Source organism: Superficieibacter sp. BNK-5 (assembly GCF_047456055.1).
Classification (GTDB): domain Bacteria; phylum Pseudomonadota; class Gammaproteobacteria; order Enterobacterales; family Enterobacteriaceae; genus Superficieibacter.
In genome coordinates, this window is record NZ_CP179893.1 from 1,700,008 (window position 1) to 1,724,165 (window position 24,158).

The 24,158-nt window shown below is 54.8% G+C and carries 22 protein-coding genes; 18 read left to right on the top strand and 4 right to left on the bottom strand.

All coding sequences use genetic code 11. The features are described 5' to 3' along the window. The first annotated feature begins 1 nt into the window (after position 1). From ftsE to ACMGGS_RS08180, 7 genes are all read left to right on the top strand, one after another. The gene (gene ftsE / locus ACMGGS_RS08150) at positions 2 to 670 is read left to right on the top strand and encodes a cell division ATP-binding protein FtsE (RefSeq protein WP_276161680.1); all 669 of its coding nucleotides are present in this window, start codon (positions 2 to 4) and stop codon (positions 668 to 670) included. Beyond that, positions 663 to 1,721 carry a permease-like cell division protein FtsX gene (ftsX, locus tag ACMGGS_RS08155; RefSeq protein ID WP_414165709.1) on the top strand — a complete coding sequence of 353 codons (1,059 nt, stop codon included), beginning with the start codon at positions 663 to 665 and terminating at the stop codon, positions 1,719 to 1,721. Before ftsE ends, ftsX begins: the two co-directional genes overlap by 8 nt. A 270-nt stretch (positions 1,722 to 1,991) precedes the next feature. Further along, complete coding sequence (rpoH, locus tag ACMGGS_RS08160) at positions 1,992 to 2,846, top strand: RNA polymerase sigma factor RpoH (RefSeq protein ID WP_176919445.1); 855 nt, start codon at positions 1,992 to 1,994, stop codon at positions 2,844 to 2,846. A 175-nt stretch (positions 2,847 to 3,021) separates the two neighbouring features. Then, complete coding sequence (locus ACMGGS_RS08165; RefSeq protein WP_414165710.1) at positions 3,022 to 4,287, top strand: 4-aminobutyrate--2-oxoglutarate transaminase; 1,266 nt, start codon at positions 3,022 to 3,024, stop codon at positions 4,285 to 4,287. Between the two features lie 217 nt (positions 4,288 to 4,504). Then, positions 4,505 to 5,608, top strand: a complete 1,104-nt coding sequence (gene livJ, locus ACMGGS_RS08170; RefSeq protein ID WP_103675794.1) for a branched chain amino acid ABC transporter substrate-binding protein LivJ — start codon at positions 4,505 to 4,507, stop codon at positions 5,606 to 5,608. 354 nt (positions 5,609 to 5,962) lie between these two features. Next, positions 5,963 to 6,232 (top strand): DUF1778 domain-containing protein, encoded by a 270-nt coding sequence (locus tag ACMGGS_RS08175; RefSeq protein WP_176919441.1) that lies wholly within the window; start codon positions 5,963 to 5,965, stop codon positions 6,230 to 6,232. Positions 6,233 to 6,235: 3 nt separating this feature from the next. Next, on the top strand, positions 6,236 to 6,766 hold the full coding sequence (locus ACMGGS_RS08180) for a GNAT family N-acetyltransferase (protein ID WP_414165711.1): 531 nt from the start codon (positions 6,236 to 6,238) through the stop codon (positions 6,764 to 6,766). A 12-nt stretch (positions 6,767 to 6,778) separates the two neighbouring features. Here the strand turns inward: ACMGGS_RS08180 and ACMGGS_RS08185 are convergent, their stop codons facing one another. Then, positions 6,779 to 8,788, bottom strand: coding sequence for a DUF2207 domain-containing protein (locus tag ACMGGS_RS08185; protein ID WP_414165712.1), 2,010 nt, complete (start codon positions 8,786 to 8,788; stop codon positions 6,779 to 6,781). 303 nt (positions 8,789 to 9,091) lie between these two features. Then, positions 9,092 to 9,475 carry an aspartate 1-decarboxylase autocleavage activator PanM gene (gene panM, locus ACMGGS_RS08190; protein WP_194207412.1) on the bottom strand — a complete coding sequence of 128 codons (384 nt, stop codon included), beginning with the start codon at positions 9,473 to 9,475 and terminating at the stop codon, positions 9,092 to 9,094. Between the two features lie 422 nt (positions 9,476 to 9,897). On the opposite strand from panM, the gene livK reads away from it, so the two are divergent. From livK to ugpQ, 10 genes are all read left to right on the top strand, one after another. Then, on the top strand, positions 9,898 to 11,007 hold the full coding sequence (livK, locus tag ACMGGS_RS08195; RefSeq protein ID WP_414165713.1) for a high-affinity branched-chain amino acid ABC transporter substrate-binding protein LivK: 1,110 nt from the start codon (positions 9,898 to 9,900) through the stop codon (positions 11,005 to 11,007). A gap of 48 nt (positions 11,008 to 11,055) precedes the next feature. After that, positions 11,056 to 11,982 (top strand): high-affinity branched-chain amino acid ABC transporter permease LivH, encoded by a 927-nt coding sequence (gene livH, locus ACMGGS_RS08200; protein ID WP_176919434.1) that lies wholly within the window; start codon positions 11,056 to 11,058, stop codon positions 11,980 to 11,982. Continuing rightward, positions 11,979 to 13,256, top strand: a complete 1,278-nt coding sequence (livM, locus tag ACMGGS_RS08205; RefSeq protein ID WP_176919433.1) for a branched chain amino acid ABC transporter permease LivM — start codon at positions 11,979 to 11,981, stop codon at positions 13,254 to 13,256. The genes livH and livM overlap by 4 nt, the downstream gene beginning before the upstream one ends. Then, positions 13,253 to 14,020, top strand: a complete 768-nt coding sequence (gene livG, locus ACMGGS_RS08210) for a high-affinity branched-chain amino acid ABC transporter ATP-binding protein LivG (RefSeq protein ID WP_176919432.1) — start codon at positions 13,253 to 13,255, stop codon at positions 14,018 to 14,020. The genes livM and livG overlap by 4 nt, the downstream gene beginning before the upstream one ends. 1 nt (position 14,021) lies before the next feature. After that, positions 14,022 to 14,735: a high-affinity branched-chain amino acid ABC transporter ATP-binding protein LivF gene (gene livF / locus ACMGGS_RS08215; protein WP_194207409.1), complete on the top strand. Its 714-nt coding sequence runs from the start codon at positions 14,022 to 14,024 to the stop codon at positions 14,733 to 14,735. Between the two features lie 259 nt (positions 14,736 to 14,994). Then, the gene (ugpB, locus tag ACMGGS_RS08220) at positions 14,995 to 16,311 is read left to right on the top strand and encodes a sn-glycerol-3-phosphate ABC transporter substrate-binding protein UgpB (protein ID WP_414165714.1); all 1,317 of its coding nucleotides are present in this window, start codon (positions 14,995 to 14,997) and stop codon (positions 16,309 to 16,311) included. A 225-nt stretch (positions 16,312 to 16,536) separates the two neighbouring features. After that, positions 16,537 to 17,424: a sn-glycerol-3-phosphate ABC transporter permease UgpA gene (gene ugpA, locus ACMGGS_RS08225; RefSeq protein WP_414165715.1), complete on the top strand. Its 888-nt coding sequence runs from the start codon at positions 16,537 to 16,539 to the stop codon at positions 17,422 to 17,424. Next, positions 17,421 to 18,266, top strand: coding sequence for a sn-glycerol-3-phosphate ABC transporter permease UgpE (gene ugpE / locus ACMGGS_RS08230; RefSeq protein WP_414165716.1), 846 nt, complete (start codon positions 17,421 to 17,423; stop codon positions 18,264 to 18,266). The genes ugpA and ugpE overlap by 4 nt, the downstream gene beginning before the upstream one ends. 1 nt (position 18,267) lies before the next feature. Continuing rightward, the gene (locus tag ACMGGS_RS08235; RefSeq protein ID WP_414165717.1) at positions 18,268 to 19,341 is read left to right on the top strand and encodes a sn-glycerol-3-phosphate import ATP-binding protein UgpC; all 1,074 of its coding nucleotides are present in this window, start codon (positions 18,268 to 18,270) and stop codon (positions 19,339 to 19,341) included. Continuing rightward, complete coding sequence (gene ugpQ, locus ACMGGS_RS08240; RefSeq protein ID WP_414165718.1) at positions 19,338 to 20,081, top strand: glycerophosphodiester phosphodiesterase; 744 nt, start codon at positions 19,338 to 19,340, stop codon at positions 20,079 to 20,081. The genes ACMGGS_RS08235 and ugpQ overlap by 4 nt, the downstream gene beginning before the upstream one ends. On the opposite strand, the gene ACMGGS_RS08245 is transcribed toward ugpQ, so the two are convergent. Beyond that, positions 20,078 to 20,458, bottom strand: a complete 381-nt coding sequence (locus tag ACMGGS_RS08245) for a DUF2756 family protein (RefSeq protein ID WP_176919425.1) — start codon at positions 20,456 to 20,458, stop codon at positions 20,078 to 20,080. The genes ugpQ and ACMGGS_RS08245 overlap by 4 nt on opposite strands. Before the next feature lie 123 nt (positions 20,459 to 20,581). Here ACMGGS_RS08245 and ggt point away from each other — a divergent pair, with 123 nt between their 5' ends. Beyond that, positions 20,582 to 22,315 (top strand): gamma-glutamyltransferase, encoded by a 1,734-nt coding sequence (ggt, locus tag ACMGGS_RS08250; RefSeq protein WP_414165719.1) that lies wholly within the window; start codon positions 20,582 to 20,584, stop codon positions 22,313 to 22,315. Positions 22,316 to 23,491: 1,176 nt separating this feature from the next. Here the strand turns inward: ggt and yhhY are convergent. Beyond that, on the bottom strand, positions 23,492 to 23,980 hold the full coding sequence (yhhY, locus tag ACMGGS_RS08255; protein ID WP_414165720.1) for an N-acetyltransferase: 489 nt from the start codon (positions 23,978 to 23,980) through the stop codon (positions 23,492 to 23,494). Positions 23,981 to 24,158 lie beyond the last annotated feature (178 nt).

The window sequence follows — 24,158 nt, forward strand, 5'->3', positions numbered from 1 at the left end:
AATGATTCGCTTTGAACACGTCAGCAAAGCCTATCTCGGCGGGAGACAAGCGTTGCAGGGGGTGACTTTTCACCTGCAACAAGGCGAGATGGCCTTCCTGACCGGGCATTCCGGCGCAGGGAAAAGTACGCTGCTTAAGCTGATCTGTGGCATCGAGCGGCCCAGCGCCGGGAAAATTTACTTCAGCGGTCACGACATCAGTCGGCTTAAAAACCGCGAAGTGCCGTTTTTACGCCGGCAAATCGGGATGATCTTCCAGGATCACCACTTGCTGATGGATCGCACGGTATTCGATAACGTGGCTATTCCGCTGATCATCGCGGGAGCCAGCGGCGATGATATTCGTCGTCGCGTTTCAGCGGCGCTGGATAAAGTCGGACTGCTTGATAAGGCAAAAAACTTTCCTATTCAGCTCTCCGGTGGTGAACAGCAGCGCGTGGGTATCGCCCGTGCGGTGGTGAATAAACCCGCCGTGTTGCTGGCGGATGAACCGACCGGTAACCTGGATGACGCGCTGTCTGAAGGCATTTTACGCCTGTTTGAAGAGTTTAACCGCGTTGGGGTCACGGTACTGATGGCGACGCACGATATCGGGCTGATTTCGCGTCGAACGTATCCGATGCTGACCCTCAGCGACGGTCATTTGCATGGAGGCCATCACGGTGAATAAACGCGACGCTGTGAATCATATCAGGCAGTTTGGTAATCGATTCGACCGCTTTCGTAAGCCGAAGGGCGCGTCCGGCGACGGTAACCGCGGTGCGCCAAAGCGCAGTAAACCTGCGCCAAAAGCTGCCTCCCGCAAGACTAACGTCTTTAACGAGCAGGTGCGTTATGCCTGGCACGGCGCGGTCCAGGATCTTAAAAGCAAGCCGTTTGCGACCTTCCTCACCGTGATGGTGATCGCCATTTCCCTGACGCTGCCGAGCGTCTGCTATATGGTGTACAAGAACGTCAGCGAAGCGGCGGCGCAGTATTATCCTTCTCCGCAAATCACTGTCTATCTGGACAAAGCGCTGGATGACGATGCCGCAGCCCGCGTGGTGGGGCAGCTTCAGGCAGAGCAGGGCGTCGATAAAGTCAACTACCTGTCGCGTGACGAAGCGCTGGGCGAGTTCCGTAACTGGTCAGGCTTTGGCGGCGCGCTGGACATGCTGGAGGAGAACCCGCTTCCTGCCGTGGCGGTAGTGATCCCTAAACTGGATTTCCAGAGCACCGACTCGCTTAATACCCTGCGCGACCGCGTCAGCCGCGTGCAGGGCGTGGATGAAGTGCGGATGGACGACAGCTGGTTTGCGCGTCTGGCCTCGCTCACCGGGCTGGTGGGTCGGGTATCGGCGATGATCGGCGTACTGATGATCGCCGCGGTGTTCCTGGTCATCGGTAACAGCGTGCGCCTGAGCATCTTTGCCCGCCGTGACAGCATTAACGTGCAAAAGCTGATCGGTGCGACGGACGGTTTCATTCTGCGCCCGTTCCTCTACGGTGGGGCGGTGCTGGGTTTCTCCGGCGCGCTACTGTCGTTGATCCTCTCAGAGATTTTAGTCATGCGCTTATCTTCAGCGGTGACCGAAGTGGCGAAAGTGTTCGGCACCCAGTTTTCGCTCAGCGGCCTCTCTTTTGATGAGTGCCTGCTGCTGCTGCTGGTGTGTTCGATGATTGGCTGGGTGGCCGCCTGGCTGGCCACGGTGCAACATTTACGTCACTTTACGCCTGACTAATGATTTTCTGATATACTCTTCCCCTGCAATGCAATATTCCCTGTGCAGGGGAAGCGTAGTCAACCATCCCCGTCTTCCCTTGCCTGACTCTTTCAATGATTTGTCACATTTTGTGCGTAATCTATTCACACAGTTGCATTGAACTTGTGGATAAAATCACGGTCTGATAAAAGAGTGGATGATATTCTCGTTGCTCATACGCACTGGCACGTTTGTTGCTGTACCCCAGAACAAGCCGCTGCCGGTAAGCTGTAAATTGAGAGGATTTGAATGACCAAAGAAATGCAAACTTTAGCTTTAGCCCCTGTTGGTAACCTGGAATCATACATCCGGGCTGCGAACGCATGGCCGATGTTGACGGCCGATGAAGAGCGGGCGCTCGCTGAAAAGCTGCATTACCAGGGCGATCTGGAAGCAGCTAAGACGCTGATCCTGTCACACCTGCGCTTTGTTGTTCATATTGCTCGTAACTACTCGGGCTATGGTCTGCCGCAGGCTGATCTGATTCAGGAAGGTAACATCGGCCTGATGAAAGCCGTGCGCCGTTTTAACCCTGAAGTAGGCGTGCGCCTGGTCTCCTTTGCCGTGCACTGGATCAAAGCTGAAATTCACGAATATGTGCTGCGTAACTGGCGTATCGTGAAGGTCGCCACCACTAAAGCACAGCGTAAACTGTTCTTTAACCTGCGTAAAAACAAGCAGCGTCTGGGCTGGTTTAACCAGGATGAAGTGGAAATCGTGGCGCGTGAGCTGGGCGTTACCAGTAAAGACGTGCGTGAGATGGAATCGCGGATGGCGGCGCAGGACATGACCTTTGATATGTCTTCCGACGATGAGTCCGATAGTCAGCCAATGGCACCGGTGCTCTACCTCCAGGACAAAACGTCTAACTTTGCCGACGGCATTGAAGACGACAACTGGGAAGAGCAGGCGGCGAACAAGCTGACCGATGCGATGCAGGGCCTCGACGAGCGTAGCCAGGCCATCATTCGCGCCCGCTGGCTGGACGACGATAACAAGTCCACGCTACAGGAACTGGCCGATCGTTACGGTGTCTCTGCGGAACGTGTGCGTCAGCTCGAAAAGAACGCGATGAAGAAACTGCGCGCCGCTATCGAAGCGTAATTCGCGTCATACCCCGATAACCCCTGGACACGTCCGGGGGTTTTTGTTTTCTGCCTCCCTACCATAATCCTTTCCTCTGTCTGACTCCTTACATTCACTGGCGTTAATTCACGCTATGGCAAACAATTAGCTGTGCGCTCTATTGGTTTCGGACTTCTTGTGGCAGGGGGTTATCGTGAGTAATGAATCACTCAATCAGCGGCGTTTACAGGCAACACCGCGCGGCATCGGCGTCATGTGTGGCTTCTATGCCGAACGGGCGGAAAACGCGACGCTGTGGGACAGTGAAGGACATGAAGTTATTGATTTTGCAGCCGGTATCGCCGTGCTGAATACCGGACATCGCCATCCGGACGTGGTGGCCGCCATTGAAAAACAGCTTCAGGCGTTCACCCATACCGCCTATCAAATCGTTCCTTACGAAAGCTATATTTCGCTGGCTGAGCGCATTAACGCCCGGGTGCCGATCGATGGCGTGGCGAAAACCGCGTTCTTCACCACCGGCGCTGAGGCGGTAGAAAATGCGGTAAAAATAGCGCGCGCTTATACCCGCCGTCCGGGCATTATTGCTTTTGGTGGCGGCTTCCACGGCCGTACCTCTATGACTCTTGCGCTGACCGGCAAAGTTGCGCCCTACAAAATTGGCTTCGGCCCGTTCCCTGGCTCCGTCTTCCATGCGCTTTACCCGAACGAACTGCACGGCGTCAGCACGGCGGATGCGCTGAAAAGTCTCGAACGTATTTTCAAAGCCGATATCGGGCCGGATCAAGTGGCCGCTATTATTCTGGAGCCGGTGCAGGGTGAAGGCGGATTTAACATCGCGCCGCCGGACTTTATTCAGGCGTTGCGTGAATTGTGTGACACCCACGGGATTTTGCTGATTGCCGACGAGGTTCAGAGCGGCTTTGCCCGTACCGGCAAACTGTTTGCGATGGAACATTACGCGCAAAAAGCGGATCTTATCACCATGGCGAAAAGTCTGGCGGGCGGCATGCCGCTCTCTGCCGTGGCCGGGCGCGCTGACGTGATGGATGCGCCAGCGCCGGGCGGCCTGGGCGGAACGTATGCGGGGAATCCGCTGGCGATTGCCGCCGCGCATGCGGTACTGGATGTGATTGACGGAGAACAGTTGTGCGCCCGCGCCCGTGAACTGGGGGCGCATCTGGTGGAAGTGCTTAATAACGCCCGCTCAGAGTGCGCATTCATTGCCGATGTTCGTGCGCAAGGCTCAATGGTCGCGGTTGAATTTAACGATCCGCAGACCGGCCAACCTTCGCCAGAGTTTACCCGACAGGTGCTGGAAACCGCGCTGGGCGAAGGACTGCTGCTGCTGAGTTGTGGCGTCTACGGCAATGTCATCCGTTTTCTCTACCCGCTGACGATCCCGGAAGCGCAGTTCCGCAAGGCGCTGGATATTATTTATCGCGCGTTGACGCGCTAAATCTGCCATTTTTCCCCGGTAGCGCTGCGCTTGCCGGGGATCCCCTTCTGCCGCTTCTTATTACTGCGACAAATTAGCTATTCCAAAATCATAAAAATGGGGTATGTTTTAGCATAGAATGCTGAAAAGACACGATCGGCACTCTTACAATCAAAATAATGTGTCGCATAACAACATCACAACACACGTAATAACCGCAATAATGGGGAATCTCAGGATGAAAATGAAGGGTAAAGCGTTACTGGCAGGATGTATCGCGCTGTCGTTGAGCAACATGGCGCTGGCTGAAGACATTAAAGTGGCCGTGGTCGGCGCAATGTCAGGCCCGGTAGCGCAGTATGGCGACCAGGAGTTTACCGGCGCTGAACAAGCCGTCGCCGATATCAACGCCAAAGGTGGTGTGAAAGGCAACAAACTGACCATCGTAAAATATGACGATGCCTGCGACCCGAAACAGGCGGTGGCGGTAGCAAACAAAGTGGTTAACGACGGCATTAAATATGTTATCGGCCACCTGTGCTCATCCTCAACTCAGCCCGCGTCGGATATCTATGAAGACGAAGGTATTCTGATGATCACCCCAGCGGCAACCGCGCCGGAACTGACCGCCCGTGGTTACAAGCTGATTCTCCGTACTACCGGTCTGGATTCCGATCAGGGGCCGACTGCCGCGAAATATATCCTTGAGAAAGTGAAGCCGCAGCGCATCGCGATTGTTCACGATAAACAGCAGTACGGCGAAGGTCTGGCCCGTGCGGTTCAGGACAACCTGAAGAAAGGCAACGCGAACGTGGTGTTCTTCGACGGTATCACCGCAGGCGAGAAAGATTTCTCCACCCTGGTGGCGCGTCTGAAGAAAGAAAACATCGATTTCGTTTACTACGGTGGTTATCACCCGGAAATGGGTCAGATCCTGCGCCAGGCGCGCGCGGCGGGTCTGAAAACGCAGTTTATGGGACCGGAAGGGGTAGCGAACGTCTCGCTGTCTAACATCGCCGGCGACTCCGCCGAAGGCATGCTGGTGACCAAACCGAAGAACTACGATCAGGTTCCGGCGAACAAACCAATTGTGGATGCGATCAAAGCGAAGAAACAAGATCCGAGCGGCGCATTCGTGTGGACCACCTACGCAGCGCTGCAATCTCTCCAGGCCGGTCTGAACCAGTCTGACGAGCCGGAAGAAATCGCTAAATACCTGAAGGCGAATAAAGTCGAGACGGTGATGGGGCCGTTGTCCTGGGATGAAAAAGGCGACCTGAAAGGTTTTGAATTCGGCGTCTTTGACTGGCACGCCAACGGCACGGCGACCGACGCGAAGTAATGATTTTGCTTAACCCTCTCCGTTAAGGGTGCCTCTTATACACAAATCCTCCGGCAACATTGTCGGAGGATTTTTTTGAATCTTTTCTGTCTATGGTCGGCCTCATCGACCAGTAACGCTGGTGCCGTGTGACGGCGGATTACGGGGGAGCGTCCTTCAGTTTCTTCATTTGCGCTTATATATTCATTTGTTTGTTCGTTATGGTTATCAATATCATGATCAGGAGATCTGAACGAGAGGCAGCCGTTTAGGGGAGGGTATTCCTTTGGAAACTCTCCTCACCCCCATGTTGAAATACGCGCTTACTGGGATTATTATATGTACGGATTAACACCGTACATATTGAGAGGAACTATGCCTGTACTAAAGAAACAGCGCATCGATCTCAGGCTCAGCGATGACGATAAAGGCATGATTGAAGAGGCGGCTGTACTCACCAACCAGACAATCACTCAATTTATGCTGCGCAGCGCGTCTGAACGTGCCGCACAGGTGATTGAACAACATCGTCGGATGGTCCTGAATGATGAATCGTGGGCGCGTGTGATGGATGCACTCAGCAACCCACCTGAACCCAATGAAAAACTGAAAAAAGCAGCCAGACGTCTACAAAACATGGAGTAAAGCGTGGACGAGTTAATTATTGAGCTTTTTGCTGACGCGACAGAATATAACCTCAACGAATTTGACTGCGGCGAAGAGACATTAAACCGCTTTTTATTTGAACATCTCAGGCGTCAGCACCATAGAAAAAGCCTGCGTGGCTATGTGCTCAGAACCACAGGGCCTGTTCCTGCTGTTTTGGGGTACTACACGCTTTCCGGGAGCTGCTTTGAAAAAGCGTCTCTTCCCTCAAAAACGCAACAGAAACAAACACCTTATCGAAACGTGCCCAGCATCACGCTCGGGCGTCTGGCCGTAGACAAAAGGCTTCAGGGCCAGGGATGGGGAACCATGCTTGTAACCCATGCTATGAAGGTTATTTTTGGCGCATCTCAGGCTGTCGGCATCCACGGCATGTTTGTGGAGGCGCTAAATGATAACGCCAGAGCGTTTTATCTTAGCCTGGGGTTTATTCCACTATCAGGCGAGAATCATCAAGCGCTCTTTTATCCTGTGAAATCCATCGAATCGCTTTTTGCGTCAGATATAGCGTAATGTGTAAATCATCTACCACCCGCCACCACCGCCGCCTCCCGAACCGCCGCCGGACGAACCGCTGTCCGATGACCCCGACCCGCCTGAACCTGAATCCGACCCGCTGGAGCCTGAATCGGATGAGCCGCTGTGCGAGTTAAACGTCGGCATCTCCTGAGAAGAACTGTAAATAGCGTGGTTAAGATGATGCAGATGTGTCCAGTCAGCGCCGGAGAATGCGGTTGACGTCGCGCCGATGCCGCTCAGATATGCCGTAAAACCATTCATCCAGGATTTTCCCACGCCGAGCGCCAGCGCGGCAGGCAGCAGGCTTTCAAAACTGAGTATCGTCTGACGGGGCTGGTAAACCGTCTGGTGGTGATGTTTTTCCGCCATTTTGAGGTAGCGCTTCAGCCCTTTTGCCATCGCCAGCGCATTCAGTCCGCGCTGGGTATAACGCGGGGTGATCCAGCAAAAAAGCAGGCACAGTACGATAGCGACGGCGAGTGCGCCGGGATAACCTGCCGGGATCTGCTCAAGGGGAGGCAGCATGGCCGACAGGAACACCGTACATCCTGTAATTAATCCCGCGCCGACTAAAAACGAAAACAGCAGCACCAGACCTCTGTTGCGTCCGGTTTCGCGCGGATTGAAGATCGCTATCAGGAAGACCAGCAAAAGTATCAGTCCCGGAATCAGCATAAGCAGTCCCGGCAGCGTCAGTACTGCGACCGGAGTATTAAAAAATATTCCACAAATCAGCGGAATGAACAGGGCAAGCAAAATACAGCGACGTACGGGTTTACCCCATTTCCGGAAAAGCAGTTCCCGTTGCGCTTCACAGCGCTGAGTTAACCATTTACGCGCGTGGTTGACCATCGGCTGACGGGCGATGCGCAGATCGATACGGCTGCCATTACCGCCAAAAAGGATGTTCAGTAATTTCTGGTCGTCCGCCGTTAAACGTGGATTCCCTCCGGCAGACAGACGGGTTAACGATGGGGCGTTGTCGGAGGTCATACTGAGCGTCATACCTCCTTTGGCTACCAGCCCCAGCAGATCGCTGGTAAAAGCCACATCATCATAAATCCGGCGGGTGATAAAGCGCAGGTAGCCCGGCGACATACCGGCGGGGAGGCTATATTGCGGCGTCACAGGCGGCATTTTCAGTCCGTCTGGCGTCACGTTTCTCCACCACCAGAGCAGGTAATACAACCCCATCAGCAGCACAGGGAGCCACAGTATGCTGGTATTCAGCGTCGGCAACAGCACATGCGCCAGGGGCGCAGTGGTTTGCGGGGTGGGTGCCCGGGCAAGTACCGTGCGTGGCCAGGTATAAACAACGGTCAGACCTTCCCCTTTTTTCAGCGGCTGCGAGGTTTCAACGCCGCCATCAGGGCGCAAAATGGCATTATGCTGTTTTGCCCCCAGTGGCCCGGTATAGACATCGATTGAGCGCAGACGGGTATCTTTACCGTCTTCATTCAAATAACCCGCTGCGTCAGGCAATTGCAGATGAAAACTGGCCTGGCTAATGGGCCAGTTCCAGTCGTTGCCCGTTACGTTCCAGTAAAGCTCATCCCCGTCAGAACAACGGCTGAAATGGTTGCTGACCTGATAGCGAATTTCATAGCGGTAAATGCCTGGCTTCAGGGTGCGATCGGTGTTGCCAATACGCACCGTCAGCGTCTTGCCTGAGGTTTCAAGGCTGTAAGGTTCCGCTACTTCGTTGCGGGAAACCGACTGGATCTGATAATCGACGCTGAACATCTTGTCGTCAGGACGATGCCAGGAGAGGGGAAGAGTGCGAAAAATACCGCGCCGGATCTCCTTGCCCAACGAAATCACGGTGATATTTTCCTGCACTTCCATCCGGCCGTCCGGGGCGAAACGGGCGCGGGAGTCGAAGGAAAGAATATGTTCATAGGTTCGCGCCGCATTGGGCTGTAATCGGACCATATTCACGGCGGCAGGGGTATTCTCTGTTATCAGGATCAGCAGGAGTGCCAGTAAGGCTGCTCGCCACCCTAATAAACCAGTCATAGCATTACCCCTTTAATAACAAGGGGCTTCTTCAGGTGTTTGTACTGTGAAGAATGATTCCCCGGGAAAATAAAAGGCGTCCGATGGTCATCAATAAAACGGTACCGACGTATTTATTGCTGCCCGTCAGGCAAAAATGGGCTACCGTTATTGACGCTCAACCGCCAGTCTGCCTGTTATTTACAGGCGAAATAAGCGTGATGAAGGTTATCGTACCGAAGTTGGGGGAGTAAACACCCAGTAATGGCGGGTATCGTTGCAAGAACTCCTTATGTCGGCGCCGAAAGGTGAACTCATGTAGCGCTACCGCTTCTCCCAGCCGTTCGCCTGCGCGGTAAAGCCCAGCGCCTGCATAAACGCCGCCATCACGCCCCGGTCTTCCACGCCGACATCCGCCATCCACCAGGAGGCGATGTCAGGGTTATCGCGCACAATCTCTTCCACCAGATACTGACCGACGCCGCGACGGCGGGTCACTTCGCGCACGCGCAGGGAATCCAGTGCGCCTTCGGTACCGCTTAACGTTACGCGGACTGCACCGAGCAACCGTTCATTAAATCGTGCCGCGTAGAGACGATGAGTATCATCAACGCGTAGCGAAGAGGGTGAATACTCCGGCCAGATTTTACCCAGATCGACATAATCCTGAGCGCTCAGTGTTTCCAGGCGGATGATGGTCAGTTTCATTTGCGGCATATCCAAAGCAAAAAAGTATGACGATTTTACTCATTTTCTTCTGGCATACGCTTTCTCTTTTTTGAAGCATTCATCAGGTGATTAATTTTTGACAAGTCCAAAGCGCAGCGTGAAACAGTAAGGATCGAAAAATAAGCAGAATTTTAACCTGACAGGTAGCGTTTTATTCCGCGTATTGTCCCGTTATTTTATGCTGTGATGCGGACTTTTTTTGTTTATCTCCGCCTTAATACAGAATATTATCTCTGCTTAATAGACTGAAATATAGAGATTTTAGTCTGCATTACGCCATAAAACAGTGCTAAACCATTAAAGATGCTGGTAAAAGTAGCGTTGTTTACAAAAAGTACAGAATGCTTTTTAACCATAAAAAAACAAAATATTTACATCATCACGAACGGGGATTCAGAAGTATGAAAAGGAATGCAAAAACACTCATTGCGGGCATCATCGCGCTGGCGTGCTCACACACCGCAATGGCGGATGACATTAAAGTCGCTGTCGTCGGCGCAATGTCCGGTCCGGTAGCCCAGTGGGGCGATATGGAGTTCAACGGCGCGCGTCAGGCGATTAAAGACATTAATGCTAAAGGCGGCGTAAAGGGCAACAAACTGGTCGGCGTGGAATATGACGACGCCTGCGATCCAAAACAGGCGGTGGCCGTCGCTAACAAAATCGTCAATGACGGCATCCAGTATGTTATCGGGCATCTCTGCTCCTCCTCGACGCAGCCTGCCTCTGATATCTATGAGGATGAAGGCATTCTGATGATCACGCCGGGGGCAACTAACCCTGAACTGACTCAGCGAGGCTATCAGCACATCATGCGTACGGCCGGGCTGGATTCGTCGCAGGGGCCGACCGCTGCAAAATATATTCTGGAAACGGTGAAGCCGCAGCGTATCGCCATTATTCACGACAAGCAGCAGTACGGCGAAGGGCTGGCGCGCTCGGTGCAGGATGGCCTGAAAAAAGGCAATGCTAATATCGTCTTCTTTGATGGCATCACCGCCGGTGAGAAAGATTTTTCCGCGCTGATCGCCCGCCTGAAGAAAGAGAATATCGATTTCGTGTATTACGGCGGCTACTACCCGGAGATGGGGCAGATGCTGCGCCAGGCGCGATCCGTCGGCCTGAAAACGCAGTTTATGGGACCGGAAGGCGTGGGTAACGCCTCGCTTTCCAACATCGCCGGCGATGCGGCGGAAGGGATGCTGGTCACAATGCCAAAACGTTATGACCAGGATCCGGCAAACAAGGGTATCGTTGATGCGCTGACGGCGGAGAAAAAAGATCCAAGCGGACCTTACGTCTGGATCACCTACGCTGCCGTGCAGTCGCTGGCAACGGCGATGGATCGCAGCGGCAGTCAGGAACCGCTGGATTTAGTGAAAGATTTGAAAGCGCACGGGGCAAATACCGTGATTGGGCCGCTGAACTGGGATGAAAAAGGCGATCTGAAGGGATTTGAGTTTGGTGTCTTCCAGTGGCACGCCGATGGATCTTCCACGGCAGCCAAATAATAGTCCCGCCGCCCGGCTCCGTCCGGGCGGGTTGAGAAAGGTTATTTTATGTCCGAGCAGTTTCTCTATTTCTTGCAGCAGATGTTTAACGGCGTCACGCTGGGAAGCACCTACGCGCTGATCGCCATCGGCTATACGATGGTTTACGGCATTATCGGCATGATCAACTTCGCCCACGGCGAGGTTTACATGATTGGTAGCTACGTCTCCTTTATGATCATCGCCGCGCTGATGATGATGGGTATTGATACCGGCTGGCTGCTGGTGGCCGCCGGTTTCATCGGGGCCATTGTGATTGCCAGCGCCTACGGCTGGAGCATCGAACGGGTGGCCTACCGCCCGGTGCGCAGCTCCAAGCGCCTGATTGCGCTGATCTCCGCCATCGGGATGTCGATCTTCCTGCAAAACTACGTCAGCCTGACCGAAGGATCGCGCGATGTGGCGCTGCCCAGCCTGTTTAACGGCCAGTGGACCGTCGGCAGTAGCGAAAACTTCTCTGCCTCCATTACCACCATGCAACTGGTGATTTGGATTGTGACCTTCGTGGCAATGCTGGCGCTGACGATTTTCATCCGCTATTCACGGATGGGACGTGCCTGTCGCGCCTGTGCAGAAGACCTGAAAATGGCAAGTCTGCTGGGCATTAATACCGACCGGGTGATTGCGCTGACCTTCGTTATCGGCGCGGCGATGGCGGCGGTAGCGGGCGTGCTGCTCGGACAGTTCTACGGCGTGATTAACCCTTACATCGGTTTTATGGCCGGGATGAAAGCTTTTACCGCCGCGGTGCTCGGCGGCATCGGCAGTATTCCGGGGGCGATGATCGGCGGCCTGATTTTGGGCGTGGCCGAAGCGCTTTCCTCTGCCTATCTGAGTACGGAATATAAAGATGTGGTGTCGTTTGCTCTGCTGATTCTGGTGCTGCTGGTCATGCCGACCGGTATCCTGGGCCGCCCGGAGGTAGAGAAAGTATGAAACCGATGCATTTTGCGATGGCGTTGCTTTCTGCCGCGATGTTCTTCGTGCTCGCCGGCGTCTTTATGGGCGTTCAACTGGAGCTGAACGGGACGAAACTGGTGGTCGATACGGCGGCGGACATCCGCTGGCAGTGGATTTTTATCGGTACGGCGGTAGTATTTTTCTTCCAGATGCTGCGCCCGGTGGTCCAGAAGTCGCTGAAAAGCGTCTCCGGGCCGAAGTTTGTCCTGCCAGCGATTGATGGCTCAACGGTTAAGCAGAAGCTGTTTCTCCTGGCGCTGCTGGTGATTGCCGTGGCATGGCCGTTTATGGTCTCGCGCGGGACGGTGGATATCGCCACCCTGACCATGATTTACATCATTCTTGGCCTGGGGCTGAACGTAGTGGTCGGGCTGTCCGGCCTGCTGGTGCTTGGCTACGGCGGTTTCTATGCCATCGGTGCCTACACTTTCGCGTTGCTCAATCATTATTACGGTCTCGGCTTCTGGACCTGCCTGCCGCTGGCCGGGCTGGTGTCGGCGGCGGCGGGCTTCCTGCTCGGCTTCCCGGTATTGCGCCTGCGCGGCGACTATCTGGCGATTGTGACCCTGGGGTTCGGTGAAATCGTTCGTATCCTGCTGCTCAATAATACCGAAGTAACCGGTGGCCCGAACGGTATCAGTCAGATCCCGAAACCGACGCTGTTTGGTCTGGAGTTCAGCCGCAGCGCGCGCGAGGGCGGCTGGGATACCTTCAGCAACTTTTTTGGCGTGAAATACGATCCATCTGATCGGGTGATTTTCCTTTATCTGGTGGCGCTGCTGCTGGTTGTATTCTCGCTGTTCGTGATTAACCGTCTGCTGCGCATGCCGCTGGGCCGCGCGTGGGAAGCGCTGCGCGAAGACGAAATCGCCTGCCGCTCGCTGGGCCTGAACCCGACGCGTATTAAGCTGACGGCTTTTACCATCAGCGCCGCATTCGCAGGCTTTGCTGGTACGCTGTTTGCTGCACGCCAGGGCTTCGTCAGCCCGGAATCGTTTACCTTCGCCGAGTCGGCCTTTGTACTGGCGATTGTGGTACTGGGCGGCATGGGATCGCAATTTGCGGTGATCCTGGCGGCGGTCCTGTTGGTGGTATCGCGCGAATTGATGCGTGATTTTAACGAATACAGCATGTTGATGCTGGGTGGTTTGATGGTTCTGATGATGATCTGGCGTCCGCAGGGGCTTCTGCCGATGACCCGTCCGCAGCTAAAACTGAAAAACGGTCAGGCGAAAGGAGAGCAGGCATGAGTCAGCCATTATTATCGGTTAACGGTCTGATGATGCGTTTTGGCGGCCTGCTGGCGGTCAATAACGTCTCGCTGGAACTGCATCCACAGGAGATCGTCTCGCTTATCGGCCCCAATGGCGCAGGGAAAACCACGGTCTTTAACTGTCTGACCGGGTTCTATAAACCGACCGGCGGCACTATTATGCTGCGCGATCAGCATCTGGAAGGGCTACCGGGCCAGCAGATTGCGCGCATGGGCGTGGTACGAACTTTCCAGCACGTGCGTTTGTTCCGTGAGATGACGGTGATTGAAAACCTGCTGGTGGCGCAGCATCAGCAACTGAAAAGCGGCGTCTTCTCCGGCCTGCTGAAAACACCGTCCTTCCGTCGCGCCCAGAGCGAGGCGCTGGATCGTGCGGCCACCTGGCTGGAGCGTATTGGTTTGTTAGCACACGCCAACCGCCAGGCCAGCAACCTGGCGTATGGCGATCAGCGTCGTCTGGAGATCGCCCGTTGCATGGTCACGCAGCCGGAGATCCTGATGCTGGATGAACCCGCAGCAGGTCTGAACCCGAAAGAGACCAAAGAACTGGACGAGCTGATCGTGGAATTGCGCAGTCACCATAACACTACCATCCTGCTGATTGAGCATGATATGAAGCTGGTGATGGGCATCTCCGACCGCATTTATGTCGTCAATCAGGGCACCCCGCTGGCCAACGGCACGCCGGAGCAAATTCGTAATAACCCGGACGTGATCCGCGCTTACCTGGGTGAGGCATAAGATGGAAAAAGAGATGTTGTCCTTCGATAACGTGAGCGCCCACTACGGTAAAATTCAGGCGCTGCATGACGTCAGCCTGACCATTAATCAGGGCGAAATCGTCACCCTGATCGGCGCGAACGGCGCGGGGAAAACCACGCTGCTCGGTACCCTGTGCGGCGATCCTCGCGCGACCAGCGGCCGTATTGTGTTTGACGGTAAAGACATTACCGACTGGCAAACCGCGAAAATTATGCGCGAGGCGGTGGCGATTGTCCCGGAAGGGCGTCGCGTCTTCTCGCGTATGACGGTAGAAGAGAACCTGGCGATGGGCGGCTTCTTTGCCGATCGCGATCAGTTCCAGAGTCGTATCAAGTGGGTCTATGAACTGTTCCCGCGCCTGCACGAGCGTCGTATTCAGCGTGCGGGCACTATGTCCGGCGGCGAACAGCAGATGCTGGCGATAGGCCGCGCGCTGATGAGCCAGCCGCGCCTGCTATTGCTGGACGAACCTTCCCTGGGACTGGCACCGATCATCATCCAGCAGATTTTCGATACTATCGAGCAACTGCGCGAGCAGGGAATGACCATCTTCCTCGTTGAGCAGAACGCCAATCAGGCGCTGAAGCTGGCGGATCGCGGCTACGTGCTGGAAAACGGTCACGTGGTGCTGTCTGATACCGGTGACGCCCTGCTGGCGAATGAGGCGGTAAGAAGCGCGTATTTGGGCGGGTAAGTCGTTTTGCCCGGTGGCGCTGCGCTTGCCGGGCCTGGAGGGAAGCACAGGCCGCAGTTCCCATATGCCGGGTAAGGCGAAGCCGCCACCCGGCTATTTCCCGCCATCTAACCTTCACCAATCCATCATCCCACCGACGCCTGGCTGTCATTTCTTCGTCATCAAACAGTTATTTTTCTGTCATTCGCACATGTCATGTTAATTCGCGAACACGAAACGCGTGATTCCGCGCATCCGGCACAACAAGAGAGATAACCGAATGACACCGTTACGACATACAGCACTGGCAATGGCGTTAAGTCTGGCATTTGCTGGCAACGCCCTTGCCGTTACCACCATTCCGTTCTGGCACTCAATGGAAGGGGAACTGGGTAAAGAAGTCGATTCTCTGGCGCAGCGTTTTAACCAGGCCAATCCGGATTACAAAATTGTGCCGACCTATAAAGGCAACTATGAACAGAGCCTGAGCGCGGGGATTGCAGCGTTCCGTACCGGCAACGCGCCGGCCATTTTACAGGTTTATGAAGTCGGTACAGCGACCATGATGGCGTCGAAGGCCATTAAACCAGTCTATGAAGTGTTTAAAGACGCGGGGATTAATTTCGACGAGTCGCAGTTCGTGCCGACCGTTTCCGGTTACTACACCGATTCTAAAACCGGACATCTGCTGTCCCAGCCGTTCAATAGTTCCACTCCCGTCCTGTATTACAACAAAGACGCCTTTAAAAAAGCCGGTTTAGATCCGGAGCAGCCGCCGAAAACCTGGCAGGATCTGGCGGAATATACTGCGAAGCTGAAAGCGGCAGGAATGAAGTGCGGCTACGCCAGCGGCTGGCAGGGCTGGATCCAGATTGAAAACTTCAGCGCCTGGCACGGTTTGCCGGTGGCGACCAAAAACAACGGCTTCGACGGCACCGATGCGGTGCTGGAGTTCAACAAGCCAGAGCAGGTTAAACATATCGCCTTGCTGGAAGATCTGAATAAGAAAGGCGATTTCAGCTACTTCGGACGTAAGGACGAATCGACCGAGAAGTTCTATAACGGTGATTGCGCCATTACAACCGCCTCGTCCGGCTCGCTGGCGGACATTCGCCACTATGCCAAATTCAACTACGGTGTGGGCATGATGCCGTATGACGCGGACGTAAAAGGCGCGCCGCAGAACGCCATTATCGGCGGGGCCAGCCTGTGGGTGATGCAGGGTAAAGATAAAGACATTTACACCGGCGTGGCGAAGTTCCTCGACTTCCTCGCGAAGCCGGAAAACGCGGCGGAATGGCATCAGAAAACCGGCTATCTGCCGATCACCACAGCGGCTTATAACCTGACCCGCAAACAGGGTTTTTATGACAAGAACCCTGGGGCGGATATCGCTACGCGTCAGATGCTGAACAAGCCGCCGTTGCCGTTCACCAAAGGGCTGCGTCTGGGCAATATGCCGCAGATCCGCACCATTGTGGATGAAGAGCTGGAAAGCGTGTGGACCGGCAAGAAAACCCCGCAACAGGCGCTGGATTCGGCGGTAGAGCGTGGTAATCAGCTGCTGCGCCGCTTTGAGCAGTCGACGAAATCGTAATGTGAAATGCCGGAGGGCGGCTTCGTTTTGTCCGGCATTGAGAGTTTAAACGTCGGAGGTGGTTGCGCGTTCTCCGGCCGACGAGCGCTAAAATGCCGGGTGGCGCTGCGCTTACCCGGCCTACGATACTACGATACGCACTGCGCTTACCCGGCCTGCGTTATGCACCCTGTAGGCCGGGTAAGGCGAAGCCGCCACCCGGCATTTTCTGGAAAGAGTCGATTTATGTCATCATCCCGTCCGGTATTCCGTTCCCGCTGGTTACCCTATGCGCTGGTCGCCCCGCAACTGATCATTACGGTTATATTCTTTATCTGGCCTGCGGGCGAAGCGCTATGGTACTCGCTGCAAAGCGTCGATCCTTTTGGCTTCTCCAGCCAGTTTGTCGGGCTGGCTAACTTTATCGCCCTGTTTCACGACAGCTATTACCTTGATTCCTTCTGGACGACGATAAAATTCAGTGCGCTGGTCACCTTCAGTGGCCTGATCGTCTCCCTGTTTTTCGCCGCGCTGGTGGATTACGTGGTCAAAGGCAGCCGCTTCTACCAGACGTTGATGCTGCTGCCCTACGCCGTCGCGCCCGCAGTCGCCGCCGTGTTGTGGATCTTCCTGTTCAACCCCGGACGCGGGCTAATCACGCACGCGCTGGCATCATTCGGCTATGACTGGAACCATGCGCAAAATAGCGGTCAGGCAATGTTCCTGGTGGTGTTCGCCTCGGTCTGGAAGCAGATCAGCTATAACTTCCTGTTCTTCTTCGCCGCGCTGCAATCCATTCCCCGCTCGCTGGTGGAAGCCGCCGCGATTGACGGCGCGGGGCCGGTACGCCGCTTCTTTAAACTGTCGCTGCCGCTGATTGCGCCGGTGAGCTTCTTCCTGCTGGTGGTCAATCTGGTGTATGCCTTCTTCGACACCTTCCCGGTGATCGACGCCGCTACCGCAGGCGGGCCGGTACAGGCAACCACGACGTTAATCTACAAAATTTACCGCGAAGGCTTTGCCGGACTGGATCTCTCCGCCTCCGCCGCTCAGTCGGTGGTGTTGATGTTCCTCGTTATCATCCTGACGGTGATCCAGTTCCGCTACGTTGAAAGTAAGGTGCGTTACCAATGATTGAGAATCGTCGCGGGCTGACGATATTCAGCCATACCATGCTGATCCTGGGGATCGTGGCGATCCTGTTTCCGCTGTACGTTGCCTTTGTCGCGGCGACGCTGGATAACCAGGCGGTGTTTGACACGCCGATGACGCTGATTCCCGGCACGCACCTGCTGGAAAACATGAAAACCATCTGGGTCAACGGCGTGGGTGTCAACAGCGCGCCGTTCTGGCGGATGATGCTCAACAGTTTCATCATGGCGTTTGGCATCACCGTGGGCAAAATTGCCGTTTCGATGCTTTCAGCGTTCGCTATCGTCTGGTTCCGCTTTCCGCTACGTAATCTGTTCTTCTGGATGATTTTTATCACCCTGATGCTGCCGGTGGAGGTACGTATTTTCCCGACGGTGGAAGTGATCGCCAACCTGAAAATGCTCGACAGCTATGCGGGCCTGACGCTGCCGCTGATGGCTTCGGCCACCGCGACGTTTCTGTTTCGCCAGTTCTTTATGACTTTGCCGGACGAGTTAATGGAAGCGGCGCGTATCGACGGCGCGTCGCCGATGCGCTTCTTTCGCGACATTGTGCTGCCGCTCTCACGTACCAATCTGGCGGCGCTATTTGTGATCACCTTTATCTATGGCTGGAATCAGTATCTGTGGCCGCTGTTGATTATCAGCGACGTTAACCTGGGCACCGCCGTGGCGGGTATCAAAGGGATGATTGCCACCGGGGAAGGGACGACGCAGTGGAATCAGGTTATGGCGGCGATGCTGCTGACGCTGATCCCACCGGTCATTATTGTGTTAGCTATGCAGCGCGCGTTTGTGCGTGGCCTCGTCGACAGTGAGAAATAAGATGGCAGGTTTAAAATTACAGGCAGTCACCAAAAGCTGGGACGGCGGAAAAACCCAGGTTATTCAGCCGTTAACCGTAGACGTGGCGGACGGCGAGTTTATCGTGATGGTCGGCCCGTCCGGCTGTGGGAAATCGACGTTATTGCGGATGGTGGCCGGGCTGGAGCGCGTGACCAGCGGCGATATCTGGATCGACAGGCAGCGAGTGACGGAAACTGAGCCGAAAGATCGCGGTATCGCGATGGTGTTTCAGAACTACGCCCTGTATCCGCATATGAGCGTGGAAGAAAACATGGCCTGGGGCCTGAAAATACGTGGCATGGGGAAAGGACATATTGCCGAGCGGGTGAAAGAGGCGGCGCGGATTCTGGAGCTGGACGGCCTGCTGAAACGACGTCCGCGTGAGCTTTCCGGCGGTCAGCGTCAGCGCGTGGCGATGGGGCGGGCAATCGTGCGCGATCCGGCGGTCTTCCTGTTTGACGAACCGCTCTCTAATCTTGACGCCAAACTGCGGGTGCAGATGCGCCTTGAGCTGCAACATTTACATCAGCGCCTGAAAACCACTTCGCTGTATGTCACGCACGATCAGGTGGAGGCAATGACCCTCGCCCAGCGGGTCATGGTGATGAATAAAGGCGTGGTAGAACAAATTGGCACGCCTGTAGAGGTCTATGAAAAACCGGCCAGTCGTTTTGTGGCGAGCTTTATCGGCAGCCCGGCGATGAATTTGTTAGACGGTCGCATCAGCGCTTCCGGCAGTCATTTTGAGCTGGAAAGCGGGATGGCGTTGCCGATCAACTGGTATTATCGCGGTTATGCCGGGCGAAAAATGACGCTGGGTATTCGTCCCGAGCATATTGCGCTAAGCTCGCAGGCGGAAGGAGGCGTACCGCTGGTGATGGATACGCTGGAGATGCTGGGCGCAGATAACCTCGCCCACGGGCGCTGGGGCGAGCAAAAGCTGGTTGTGCGCCTGGCGCATAAAGAGCGGCCGGCGGCGGGAAGTACGCTGTGGCTGCATATGGCGGAAGCGCATCTGCATCTTTTTGATGGTGAAACAGGACAACGCGTATGAGTAACTGGCCTTATCCTCACATTGTCGCCCATCGCGGTGGCGGCAAGCTGGCTCCGGAAAACACCCTTGCCGCCATTGACGTTGGCGCGCGACTGGGGCATACGATGATCGAGTTTGACGTCAAGCTGTCGCGCGACGGGCAGATTTTTTTGCTGCACGACGATAATCTCGAACGCACCAGTAACGGCTGGGGCGTGGCAGGGCACTTAACGTGGAATGAGCTGCTCAACGTTGACGCCGGAAGCTGGTTTAGCGGCGAATTTAAAGGCGAGCCGCTGCCGCTGCTGTCGCAGGTGGCGGATCGCTGCCATGAGCACGGCATGATGGCCAATATCGAGATTAAACCCACCACCGGTAGTGGACCGCAAACCGGCAAGGTTGTGGCGCTTGCCGCGCGCGAACTGTGGCAGGGCATGACCGCGCCGCTGCTCTCTTCCTTTGAGATTGACGCGCTGGAAGCGGCACAGGACGCGGCTCCGGAGCTGCCGCGCGGGCTGCTACTGGATGAGTGGCGCGACGACTGGCGCGAGTTAATTTCGCGGCTGGGCTGCGTCTCGATTCATCTTAATCATAAGTTGCTGGATGAAGGGCGGGTGGGCGTGTTGCGCGACGCTGGTTTACGCATCCTCGTGTATACCGTCAACCAGCCCCAGCGCGCGGCACAATTGCTGCGCTGGGGCGTGGACTGCATTTGTACCGATCGCATTGACCTGATCGGGCCAGATTTCCAGCCTGACTAACGCACCGAAGACGACGGCGTAACGGTATTATTCAGCATGTCGCCGTTCTTTTTCTCGGTCAGCATATGTTGCTGACCGCTGCTCAACATGCCGCCGTTGGTGTTCGGCAGTACCTGCTCATGCGGCTGGTTCTGAAGCAGCCGCTCCGAGTTGTTATTCATCTGCGTTTGCAGATGTTGCTGCTGCATCCGCGTTTGCGTCTGGAGCTGCTGATTCAGCATCCCTTTCTGCTGGATTTGCTGATTTTGCATCTGCGTTTGCATCCGTTGCTGGCTGGGGATCTGGTAGCCAGGCTGATTCGGATTATTCATGGTGTTCAGTGGCTGCGCCAGAACGACAGCGGGTACAAAAAGCGACAGAAGTAAAAGTCGTTTCATCTGCTTTTCCTCCTCCAGTAGATTCTCTTAAGTGTAATCGCTTTCCGTCAAAACGATGATCTTTTAAGCATTGTGGACCAGGCTTAATCGGGGACTCATCCCTCATATCTCTGGAGAAAAACGATGATGAAACCGACGTTTTTGCGCTGGGTGGCGATGGCTGCTCTGATGGCGGGAGGATGTTTTGGCGTGACGGCGGCACCGCCAGTCTCTTACGGCGTTGAGGCCGATGTCTTTCATCCGGTGGTGGCGAAGCAGGGTATGGTCGCCTCGGTGGATGAAATGGCGACGCAGGTAGGCGTTGATATCCTGAAGGAGGGCGGTAATGCGGTGGATGCCGCCGTGGCGGTCGGCTATGCGCTGGCGGTGACGCATCCGCAGGCGGGCAACCTCGGCGGTGGCGGCTTTATGCTGCTGCGTACCAAAGATGGCAACACGACCGCGATTGATTTCCGTGAGATGGCTCCGGCCGGTGCCACGCGGGATATGTTCCTTGACGATCAGGGCAACCCGGACAGCAAAAAATCGCTGACTTCACACTTAGCGTCCGGCACGCCGGGCACGGTCGCCGGCTTCTCGCTGGCACTGGAGAAATACGGCACGCTGCCGCTCAATAAAGTGATACGTCCGGCCATCAAGCTGGCGAAAGAAGGTTTTGTGGTCAACGACGCGCTGGCGGACGATCTGAAAACCTATGGCAGTGAAGTGCTACCAAATTATGAGAACAGTAAAGCTATCTTCTGGAAAGACGGCGAACCGCTGAAAAAAGGCGATAAGCTGGTCCAGGCGAACCTGGCGCACAGTCTGGAAATGATTGCCGAAAACGGTCCGTCTGAGTTTTATAAAGGGGCGATTGCCGATCAAATCGCGCAGGAGATGAGTAAGAATGGCGGTCTTATTACCAAAGAGGACTTAGCGGCTTACCGCGCCGTGGAGCGCACCCCCATCAGCGGCGACTATCGTGGTTATCAGGTTTTTTCGATGCCGCCACCCTCTTCCGGCGGGATCCACATCGTGCAGATCCTCAATATCCTGGAAAACTTCGACCTGACGAAGTACGGTTTCGGTAGCGCGGATGCCATGCAGGTGATGGCGGAAGCGGAGAAATACGCCTATGCAGACCGCTCGGAATACCTGGGCGATCCGGATTTTGTAAAAGTGCCGTGGCAGGCGCTGACCAATAAAGACTACGCCAAATCCATTGCCCAACAGATTGACGTTAATAAGGCTAAGCCCTCCAGCGAAATTCGTCCGGGTAAACTTGCGCCGTATGAAAGTAATCAAACTACCCATTTCTCGGTGGTGGATAAAGACGGCAACGCTGTCGCGGTGACCTATACCCTGAATACTATTTTCGGCACCGGGATCGTTGCGGGCAATAGCGGTATTCTGCTGAATAATGAGATGGACGATTTCTCCGCCAAGCCCGGTGTGCCTAACGTCTATGGTCTTGTCGGCGGCGATGCCAACGCGGTAGGGCCGAAAAAACGCCCGCTGTCATCCATGTCACCAACCATCGTTGTTAAAGATGGCAAAACCTGGCTGGTCACTGGCAGCCCAGGCGGTAGCCGGATTATCACTACCGTGCTGCAAATGGTGGTGAATAGCATTGATTTTGGGATGAACGTCGCCGAAGCAACAAACGCGCCGCGCTTCCATCACCAGTGGCTACCGGATGAACTGCGGGTAGAAAAAGGCTTTAGCCCGGATACGCTGAAACTGCTGGGGCAAAAGGGGCAGAAAGTAGCGGTGAAGGAATCGATGGGCAGTACGCAAAGCATTATGATTGGCCCGGACGGCACGCTGTATGGCGCATCCGATCCACGGTCGGTGGATGATTTAACGGCGGGATATTAACGGTGTCTGCGGCTCTACCGACATCTGGAGAGTGAGAACGGGCCGCAGATAAGTCCAGCATATCCGCATTGAAGAATATTCCCGGTAAGCATTTGTTGCACAAGCGAAGAGGCCGGATAGCGGAGTAGAATAGCGCCACGTCAGCGCTCTTGCTGGCCAGGCGCAACGTTGCGGGGGCTTTAACCCCGGCGGTATGTGACTGTTGGAAAAGAAAAAACCCTCGCACGTTGTTTTTAAGGCAACTTACGAGGGCGATTCTTTGAAACCAAACAATTCAAGGATAGCCGCGAACGGTTGCCAGTGCAATCAGAAGAGGCTATACCATGCAGCACGTGTTAATGGCGATGTTGCAGGATCTGACGGTGTGCACCCTTGCGGGGGTGTTATCCGGGCTGATCCTGATTTATATCGCCCGCCGCCGTAAATAACGGCACCAGTTAAACGGGTTGCAGGCCGCACTGGCAACGCGCCCGGAGTCGGTCAGGGGGCGACTCCTGACCATTTTCGGTTTTTTAGTAAACGCTTGCATAAAATAACGCAAATCTTTCACAGTAATTATTTATTGTAATGATGCTCATGTGTTTCATGCACGGGGTTTATATTTCATTAGATCTGCTAACACCAGATAACATAGTACCGGGGATTTAATATTCCTTTTATAGCCAGAATATTATTACTGGATCAGATAAATAAAACTTCAATAAGTCATCGTTATAAAATTATTTACTGGGAATAAATAAGACGGCGGAGTAAAATAACGTTACGTCAGCCATTCGCTGACCAGGCGCAACGTTGCGGGGGCTTTAACCCTGGCGGCGTCACTGCTGGAAAGAAAAAACCCTCGCGCGTTGTTTTTAAGGCAACTTACGAGGGCAATTCTTATCTCCAGACAAGTTAAGAATAGCCGCGAACGGTTGCCAGTGCAACCAGAAAAGGCTATACGATGCAGCACGTGTTAATGGCGATGTTGCAGGATTTGACGGTGTGCACCCTTGCGGGTGTGCTATCCGGTCTGATCCTGATTTACCTCGCCCGCCACCGTAAATAACGGCGGCTATTAAACGGGTTGCTGGCCGCACTGGCAACGCGCCCGGAGCCGGTCAGGGGGCGACCCCTGACCATTTTCGGTATATTACCAGGGAGTGCTGTTTATTACCGCTTTCCGTAACCAGCAAATTATTTCACCCGCGCCATAAAATACGCATCCACATATTGACCATTACGCAGCGCGTAATTCTTGCCGGTGCCTTCAATTTCAAAGCCGAACTTTTGGTACAGCGCCACCGCAGCAGGGTTATTAACAAACACCGTCAATTCGATCCGCTCAATACGCAGCCAGTTATCGCAGAGGCTTACCATTTCGCGCATCAGAGCCGATCCTACGCCGCGCTGGCGAAAATCAGGCGCGGTACTGATACCAAAACTGGCAACGTGACCGCGACGCGCGTTTTGTTCAACGCGCAGCGCCAGATGTCCGACGACCTGCTCATCAATACAGGCCACCAGATGACGAAGACCCGGCTGGGGTTTTAGCCGTTCCTGCCATAGCTCGACGGAAGGATAGGGAAGTTGTAGCAGATCAGGATACACCTCGGGATGCGCATTGATTTGACGTAATGCTTCTGCGTCGCGCGTTTCGATGTGGCGTATCACGATATCGCTCATTCCTTTTATCCTCAGTGAGTTAGAAGTCCCCTTTAACATCAATGACTTTCACAACGCTGTCAACCACCAAAATTTTCAAAAAAGGGGTAGACAAGTGCGAATGATAATGATTATTATTGTCATGCGTTCAGGGAGTCCTTTACGGAGAACCTGAAAGCACGACATTGCTCACATTGCT